We start from the raw sequence: 1,176 nt of genomic DNA on the forward strand, positions 1-1,176 counted from the left end.
TTTTACAAAACATCCCTTCTATGCTTGAAAGCATTCCTTTTCAAAGAATCTTAAGTGAAAGAAAAAACAAATTTGATAATACTATAGTAGTTTCTGCAGGACCTAGTTTAGCTAAACAACTTCCTTTACTTAAAGCTTATCAAGATAAAGCAGTGATCTTTTGTGCTGATGGGGCTTTAAGTATGCTTGAAAAAGAAGGTATAGTGCCTGATTATGTTACGAATTTAGATTTTACTGATCTAGCAATGAATTTTTTTCAAAATAAAGAAAATAAAACTTCTTTAAATATACTTTCATGTGCTACGCATCCTAATGTCGTGCATAGTTTAAAGGCTGAAAATTGTATGATTGTTTTAAGAAATAAAGCTTTATATCAACGCTTCAATCTTAATGACTTTGGTTATATAGATACGGGTACTCATGTAAGTCATTTTTCTTATACTTTAGCTTTGGCTTTGGGATTTAAAAATATTATTATGATAGGGCAAGATTTAGCCTTTGATGAAAAAGGAAATTCACACTCAAAAGGTTTTGATTTTGGGGAGAAATTTAGCGGTGAAGAAAATATAGATAAACTTAAAGTCCCTGCCTATGCAGGTAAAGGTGAAGTTTTAACTCATATAACCTGGAATGATTATCGTATAAAACTTGAATATCTTTTTGCTTGCAATGATCAAAAGGCTAAATTTTACAATGCTACTGAAGGTGGAGCAAGGATTAATTTCACTGAAGAACTTTCCTTTAAAGAATGTTGTGAAAAACTCCTTACAAAAGAAAAACCCAAATTTGAACTTCCAAAAAGTTTAACTAAAAATAGAAGTGATAAACTCCTAGTTAAATTCAAAGAAAAAATACAAAAAGATCAAGAAAATGCCAAAAGATTTTTAGACGATGCCTTAGCTTTAAAACAAATTTTAGAAAATATACTCAGTAAAGATTTTATTTTACCTTTAGAATTTTTAGAAAAAGTCTATCAAAACATAGAAAATTTTAATCACTCTTTAGATGAAGATGAGTTTATACAGGATGAAGTTTTAAGAGGAGCTTTTGCTTATCGTGGAAAAATGATTGCTGATGTATTAAAACTTCATATACAAGATAAAACGCATTTTATCACAGCTTATATTAAAGCTTACCATGAATGGTTGCTTTATTTTATAGAAAAGTTAGGGCAAA

At 29.0% G+C, this 1,176-nt stretch carries 1 protein-coding gene; it reads left to right on the top strand.

Annotation, left to right across the window (positions count from 1 at the left end):
- A partial coding sequence (locus AJ889_RS00155) for a motility associated factor glycosyltransferase family protein (RefSeq protein WP_148123996.1) occupies positions 1-1,176 on the top strand: 1,176 nt, incomplete at both ends.

This window comes from Campylobacter sp. BCW_6468, from assembly GCF_001762865.1.
GTDB classification, from domain to species: Bacteria; Campylobacterota; Campylobacteria; order Campylobacterales; family Campylobacteraceae; genus Campylobacter_D; species Campylobacter_D jejuni.